This is a genomic window from Vibrio sp. 10N.261.52.C11 (assembly GCF_041471405.1).
Lineage (GTDB): Bacteria > Pseudomonadota > Gammaproteobacteria > Enterobacterales > Vibrionaceae > Vibrio > Vibrio crassostreae_C.
The window spans coordinates 1-6,375 of the sequence record NZ_JBFROI010000136.1; the positions used below are offsets into that span (position 1 = coordinate 1).

Annotated in this window: 7 protein-coding genes; all 7 read right to left on the minus strand. The window is 44.8% G+C overall.

The genetic code is table 11. From position 1 onward, the window contains the following. Positions 1 to 173: 173 nt before the first annotated feature. The 7 genes from yacG to AB4323_RS24380 all read right to left on the minus strand — a co-directional run bounded on the left by yacG (position 174) and on the right by AB4323_RS24380 (position 6,161). The gene (yacG, locus tag AB4323_RS24350; RefSeq protein ID WP_004735515.1) at positions 174 to 371 is read right to left on the minus strand and encodes a DNA gyrase inhibitor YacG; all 198 of its coding nucleotides are present in this window, start codon (positions 369 to 371) and stop codon (positions 174 to 176) included. Between the two features lie 81 nt (positions 372 to 452). After that, on the minus strand, positions 453 to 1,193 hold the full coding sequence (gene zapD, locus AB4323_RS24355) for a cell division protein ZapD (protein WP_017063237.1): 741 nt from the start codon (positions 1,191 to 1,193) through the stop codon (positions 453 to 455). A 26-nt stretch (positions 1,194 to 1,219) separates the two neighbouring features. Further along, the gene (gene coaE / locus AB4323_RS24360; RefSeq protein WP_048612337.1) at positions 1,220 to 1,834 is read right to left on the minus strand and encodes a dephospho-CoA kinase; all 615 of its coding nucleotides are present in this window, start codon (positions 1,832 to 1,834) and stop codon (positions 1,220 to 1,222) included. A 2-nt stretch (positions 1,835 to 1,836) separates the two neighbouring features. Then, a complete protein-coding gene (locus AB4323_RS24365) occupies positions 1,837 to 2,706 on the minus strand; it encodes an A24 family peptidase (RefSeq protein WP_372153532.1) in 870 nt (289 codons plus the stop codon). Positions 2,707 to 2,771: 65 nt separating this feature from the next. Further along, complete coding sequence (locus tag AB4323_RS24370) at positions 2,772 to 3,998, minus strand: type II secretion system F family protein (RefSeq protein WP_372153534.1); 1,227 nt, start codon at positions 3,996 to 3,998, stop codon at positions 2,772 to 2,774. Between the two features lie 15 nt (positions 3,999 to 4,013). Next, positions 4,014 to 5,699, minus strand: coding sequence for a type IV-A pilus assembly ATPase PilB (pilB, locus tag AB4323_RS24375; RefSeq protein WP_372153535.1), 1,686 nt, complete (start codon positions 5,697 to 5,699; stop codon positions 4,014 to 4,016). A gap of 6 nt (positions 5,700 to 5,705) precedes the next feature. Next, positions 5,706 to 6,161 carry a pilin gene (locus AB4323_RS24380; protein WP_372153537.1) on the minus strand — a complete coding sequence of 152 codons (456 nt, stop codon included), beginning with the start codon at positions 6,159 to 6,161 and terminating at the stop codon, positions 5,706 to 5,708. Between the last annotated feature and the right edge of the window lie 214 nt (positions 6,162 to 6,375).

The window sequence follows — 6,375 nt, forward strand, 5'->3', positions numbered from 1 at the left end:
ATTTTCCGGATTGGTATTAACCGTCATTCCCTAGACTGACGAAGGAAGGAGTAGGGAATCTCTACTAGCGCCGTGTTATAGGCAATAAAAAAGGATTGACGTTAAACGCCAACCCTTCAAAATTTACTCGCTACTCGCTACTCGCTACTCGCTACTCGCTACTCGCTACTCGCTTAGTGCGGATCTTCCGACCAACCATCGCTATCTGACATATCTGGTGCGCCCGCGATGCTGTTCTCTTCGTCTGCCCATTCACCGAAATCAATCATCTGACATTGCTTGCTGCAAAACGGGCGGTGCGGGCTTTGTTCGCCCCATTCAACGTCAGCATTACATTGAGGGCATTTAACGATGGTGATTTTCTTCGACATAGTGATTCTTAATTTGAAGGTGTAATAATAGTGAGTTTAGGCTCGAGTGAAGACTCAAGCCAAACTATAAAAGGAAATTAATTAGGTGCAGATCGCCAATTCAAATTCGATGTCTTGAGTACAGGCTTGACCAGTTTCAAAGCTCATGAATTTAACAGCAAAGCGGTTCTTGTGACCTGAGATCATCGGGTAGGCACCGTATTGCATCGGAATAGAAAGACGAAGGATATTCGCTTCATCGGCATCGCTCTGGAAGAAGCCAGCACGAGCGATTTGCTCTTTAAAGTGACCAGTCTCTCGGGTGAGCTTCAACCACAGTGTTAGCGCTTCATACAGAGGTTGTAAGCTATCCATCCAAGCTTTAGCATCTCTCATTCTTTTATCGAGAGGAAGGTGCAGCCAATAATGCAGTGCCGGTAAATCAAAGCAGCATGAGCCACCTGGAAGATTAAAGCGTTGGCGAATCGCACTCAGGAAGCGGTCTTCTTTAAGTGATTGCCCAAAACGCTCTGCCTGCATCAGATCACGATAGATATTACCAATGTCATTGAGCAGCGATGTCAGCATTTCTTGATCGACACCTTCAACATCTAACCAGCTTTTGTAGGTTACACGTTGTTTCTCAATATCTTTTGCGAGTTCGCTCTTGAGTTGGATCTGTTCGAAGATTTCAATCAGATCAAAGATGGAACGGAAAAATAGTTGATACTGTTGAGCATCGGAAAATGTAGAAGACAAGTGTAGCTGCCTCAAGAGTGATTCGACTCTTAAGTAGATGCGTGTTTTCTCATTTAGAGGATGTTCAAATTTATGGGTGATCATCGAGCAAACCTTCATTCAACATTGTTCTATTCTGACCCATCTACAGCACTGATTGCCAGATACTTTTGATGTAAATCTGTGATTTGAGGCAAAAGTTCTTGGTTTTTAGTATGGTTTTTAATCACGTCATCTGCAACTGCTAAGCGTTGTTCTCTTGAAGCCTGTGATTTTAAAATTGATGCAACTTGTTCCCTAGAAACATTGTCACGACTCATCGTACGTTCTATTTGAACTTCTGCTGGCACATCAACAATTAATACGCGATCGGCCATGCCTTGCATTTGGTTTTCCACCAATAGCGGTGCAACTAATAAACCATACGGGGATGTGATTTTAGACAGGTCACTGTCAATTTTGTCACGGATCATGGGATGAAGAAGATCATTGAGCCACTGCTTCTCTTTAGGATCAGAGAAGATCAGCTCACGCAGTCGACTTCGGTTGAGAGTTCCATCTTCAAGCAAGATAGACTCACCAAAGTGTTCTGTAATCTGTTTTAAACCGTCACTGCCCAGCGCAACCACTTCACGTGCCACGATATCAGCATCAACAATATCAATATTAAAATGCTCATTGAACAGGTTAGCGACCGTGGTTTTGCCACTGGCGATACCGCCGCTTAATCCGATAATGATTGCCATGGTTAAATTCCTAGTACAGAAGTGAAATACCAACCCATGATGTCGTTACCCCACATCAAGCTTACCCAACCCGCAATTGCAAGGTAAGGGCCAAATGGAAAGGCTTTATCGATGCCTTGCTGTTTCAGGCGAAGTTGAATTAAACCAAACACAAGGCCTACCAGCGAAGATAAAAGGATGATCATCGGTAGGTGTTGCCAACCAAGCCATGCACCAAGGGCCGACAGGAGTTTGAAGTCACCGTAACCCATGCCTTCTTTACCTGTTAGCAGTTTGAACAACCAATAAACAGACCATAAAGCGAGGTAACCAGCCATTGCGCCAACCACGGAATCTTGCAGCGATACTGGGCCGATATTAAACAGTGCTAATGCGATACCGGACCATACCAAAGGCAAGGTGATTTGATCAGGCAACAACATGGTATCGAGATCGATAAAGGTCGCGGTAATCAGTGCGAAGGTGAAAAGAATCAAAGCAATGGCGTAGTAACTGAAACCAAAGTGGCTAGCAACCATTGTGCAAAGTATTGCTGTAAGCAGTTCGACCAAAGGGTAGCGAGCACTGATTGGATTAGCGCAGCTGTGGCACTTACCCTTTAAGAGCAACCAGCTTAACACTGGGATATTGTCGATGATTCTTAATTGGGTTTTGCATTTCGGGCAGGTTGAACGAGGAATGCTGAGATTGAACTTTCCCTCTGGCGCTGGAATTTTATATTGAGAGAAATATTCCGAGCACTCTTGTTGCCATTCGCGTTCCATCATAATCGGTAAACGGTGTATGACTACGTTGAGGAAGCTGCCGATAAGAAGGCTAAAAATGAAAGCTAATACGGGGAATAGCCAAGGATAGTAGTGAAATACTTCCATAGTGTCCTTTACCACTTAATCAAGGTGAGCAGAGATTGCTGCTCATGGGTGTTTAGTTGCTTTAACTATCCTAACACACTCATAAGATTAAAGATCGGTAAGTACATCGCAACCACAAGCCCGCCAACGACAGTGCCTAAAAACACGATGATCAATGGCTCTAAGATCTTGCCCAGATTATCGACGGTGTTGTCTACTTCAAACTCGTAAATCGAAGCCACTTTATTAAGCATATCATCAAGGTTTCCTGACTCTTCACCGATCATCACCATCTGTAACACCATTTCAGGGAAGGCGTTGGTATTGCGCATTGCGATATACATTGGCATGCCAGCAGCCGTTTCTCGGTGAACCTCGATGATGGCCGACTCATAATGCAGGTTGCCTGCGGTTTTGGCTGTGGTCTTGAGGCTCATTAAAATCGGAATGCCAGAACTAAAGCTGGTCGATAAGGTTCGGCTGAATTTGGCAATGGAGGCTTTGGCTAATACGCCGCCGAGAACAGGAAAGCGTAATCCTAGCCGACTAACAGACAGTCTGATCGAGTGGGAACGCTGACACAGTTGGTAAATAATCAGGAAAACAAGCCCGATGCCTACAGCCGTATAAAAACTGTAAGCCTGCATCCAATGGGAAAGGTAGAGTACTTGTTGGGTGAACCAAGGCAGGTCGGCGCCAAAGCCTGAAAACATCGCCTCAAATTCGGGGATTACCATGGTTAGCATTAGGTAGGAGACAGTTAGTGCAACAATGACCACCATCGCTGGGTAGATCAGTGCTTTTATAACCTTAGACTTTAACTGTTCACTCTTTTCTCGATAAGTTGCCAAGCGTTCGAATACTTGCGCTAGATTACCGGAAAGTTCGCCCGTCGCGACTAAGTCGGTGTAGAGATCATCAAAGTGACGGCTTGCGGTTCGCATCGCTTTTGAGATCGGAGTTCCGGCTTCTACACCTTTGCAGATGTGCGATAAAATTGATTTCATTTCTGCTTTACGGTGATTGTCTGATACCAACTTTATCGCTTGTACGATAGGCACACCAGTAGCCAGCATCGTCGCAAGTTGCCGAGTTAAAATTGTGATGTCTTTGGCTTTGACGCGATGTGTTAAACGAGTGACGGCTGAAATACTTTTCTTTTTGATTTTCTTAATCTGAATATGCTGTTCTTTGAGCTTTTCTCGTACTTCCAATTCGGCGAGTGCCAAGGTTTGCCCTGACACCTTTTTGCCTGAGCTATTGATGCCTTTCCAGTGGTAGTTTTTTAATTGTGACTGAAGTTTGGTCGTCATGAGCGCTCCGATGAATTATAGATACAGAACACGTTGCAGTTCTTGATAACTGGTCGTGCCTTCAAGCAACTTATCGATACCGGACTCTTGCAGTGTTCTCATGCCTTCTCTACGCGCGATGTCTTCAATCTCTAACGCGTTAGGTTTATTGATAAGGCTGGTTTTTAGCTTGTCGGTAAACGGCATCACTTCATAGATACCCACTCGACCTGAGTAACCTTGGTTACATTCATTACACCCTTGAGAGTTAGCTTTGTAGATTATTTGGCTGTTAGGAATCGAGTGACGCAGAAATATGTCCGGCGAGTCGTCTGTTTCTTTGCAATGGTTGCACAAGCGTCTTGCCAGTCGTTGGGCTATGATTAGGCTCAATGACGAAGCAAGGTTGAAGGGCTCTATTCCCATATGAGCAAGCCGAGTCACGGTTTCTGCGGCTGAGTTAGTGTGTAGTGTTGAAAGTACTAAATGCCCGGTTTGGGAGGCTTTGATCGCGATTTCGGCGGTTTCTAAATCTCGGATTTCTCCAACCATCACGATGTCTGGGTCTTGTCGTAAAAACGATCGTAGTGCCTCGGCGAAACCAAAGCCAATCTTAGGCGTCACCTGTACCTGATTGATACCACACAGGTTAATCTCTACTGGGTCTTCAGCTGTTGAGATGTTGCGTTCAGAGGTGTTGAGTACTCGAAGTCCAGTATAAAGAGAAACCGTTTTACCGCTGCCGGTTGGCCCGGTCATTAAGATCATCCCTTGCGGGCGCTTTAGTGCATTGAGGTAGAGGGCTTTTTGAGCCTCGCTGTAACCGAGCTTGTCTATATCGAGATTGGCCGCACTGCTATCAAGCAATCGCAGTACGATCTTCTCGCCCCATAAGGTAGGCAGCGTTGATACGCGCATATCAATTGCCAGTTCGTCATTTAAACGCAGTTTGATACGGCCATCTTGAGGTAAGCGACGTTCGGCAATATCGAGTTTAGCGAGGATCTTTAAGCGAGCTGACAGACGACGGCTTAAATGAGAGGCGGGTTGTTGGATCTCGACAAGGATGCCATCGCAACGTAGACGTACGCGGTAGTTTTCTTCATAAGGTTCGAAGTGGATGTCCGATGCGCCTTTACGCACCGCATCAACCAGTATCTGATTGATAAAGCGACTCACAGGAGAGTCATCTTGGCTGAGATCTTCTATCGACGTTATTTCGTCGTCAGATACCTTGACGAGGTTAGCTAGCTCATCTTGGGTGATCTCTTTACGCTTAGAATCTTGCCCGGAAATAGAGCGGCCATACAGCTTGCGTATCGCACCTTCTAATTCAGAGTAGTTAGCGACAACCAATTCAACTTGCAATCCTGTCGCAAAGCGGAAGTCATCTTCAGCCTGTAAATCCGTAGGGTCGGCAGAAGCGAGTGTGAGAGTTGAGCTAGAAACTGAAATTGGAATAGCACGATACTTAGTAATCAGTTCACGAAGCCCTAATTGTTCACTCAGGGATTCGTAGTCAGTATTGGCTAATCGTATTAACGGTAAGCCGAAGATGGTTTTTATGTTGTTTGCTAAGGAATCGCCGCTGAAGAAATCTAGAACGAGCAAAGCTTCAGGTGTCGAAATACCTGAAGCTTGTACATGTTCTGCCACGGCTTGTTCCTGAGTCAGGCTAAGTAAATCAGCCTGACGTAGAACGGTTGGGAGGTTGGTTAGCATTGAATATTATAATTTACAGTTTTTTGGTAATAGTTCGTCCTCGACACCATCTGTTGCATCGCTATCACATTCCCATTCGCCATCCCCTGAGCGGCCTAATACAAAAACTTTATCATGTAAAATGGTACTAACTCCGGAGCTTGCGAATGTAAATACGATGGTGCCAACACCAGCTGATGTGTCAGGTTCAAATGTAATCGCTCCAACTGGTATCTTTGATGGGACACCTAGCGCATTAGTTAAGCTATTAGCAGGAAAAGCCCCGTTTTCCGCGGCATAAGCCTCTACATTAGTTTTTATACCTGTCATTGTAGCAAGAGCTGAAGCAACTTCTGCTTTGGCTACATATTTTTGATATTGAGGAATGGCAATCGCAGACAATACGCCAATTACCGCCACCACAATCATTAATTCAATCAGCGTAAAGCCTTTCTGGTTCGTTCTTTTGTTCTTGTTATTCATTGTTCTATTCCATTGTTTAGTTTGTTTCAGCGCAAGCACTGGTTGATGGAAAGAATAGAAGTTGAGATGGGGTAGTGGAATGGTGTTCAGGTGCGGTCGCGAGCGGTTTGGTATTTATTGGTGTAGTGTTTCATATAGCAGGCAAAATTATGCGATCAGCTTAAATAACTGCTTGAAATATTGATAATTCAGGCAATAAAAAAGGTTCATCGCG

What these genes read in the sequence shown, in the direction of transcription:
- yacG (WP_004735515.1), bottom strand. Translation starts at nt 371, where the DNA reads ATGTCGAAGAAAATCACCATCGTTAAATGCCCTCAATGTAATGCTGAC.
- zapD (WP_017063237.1), bottom strand. Translation starts at nt 1,193, where the DNA reads ATGATCACCCATAAATTTGAACATCCTCTAAATGAGAAAACACGCATC.
- coaE (WP_048612337.1), bottom strand. Translation starts at nt 1,834, where the DNA reads ATGGCAATCATTATCGGATTAAGCGGCGGTATCGCCAGTGGCAAAACC.
- AB4323_RS24365 (WP_372153532.1), bottom strand. Translation starts at nt 2,706, where the DNA reads ATGGAAGTATTTCACTACTATCCTTGGCTATTCCCCGTATTAGCTTTC.
- AB4323_RS24370 (WP_372153534.1), bottom strand. Translation starts at nt 3,998, where the DNA reads ATGACGACCAAACTTCAGTCACAATTAAAAAACTACCACTGGAAAGGC.
- pilB (WP_372153535.1), bottom strand. Translation starts at nt 5,699, where the DNA reads ATGCTAACCAACCTCCCAACCGTTCTACGTCAGGCTGATTTACTTAGC.
- AB4323_RS24380 (WP_372153537.1), bottom strand. Translation starts at nt 6,161, where the DNA reads ATGAATAACAAGAACAAAAGAACGAACCAGAAAGGCTTTACGCTGATT.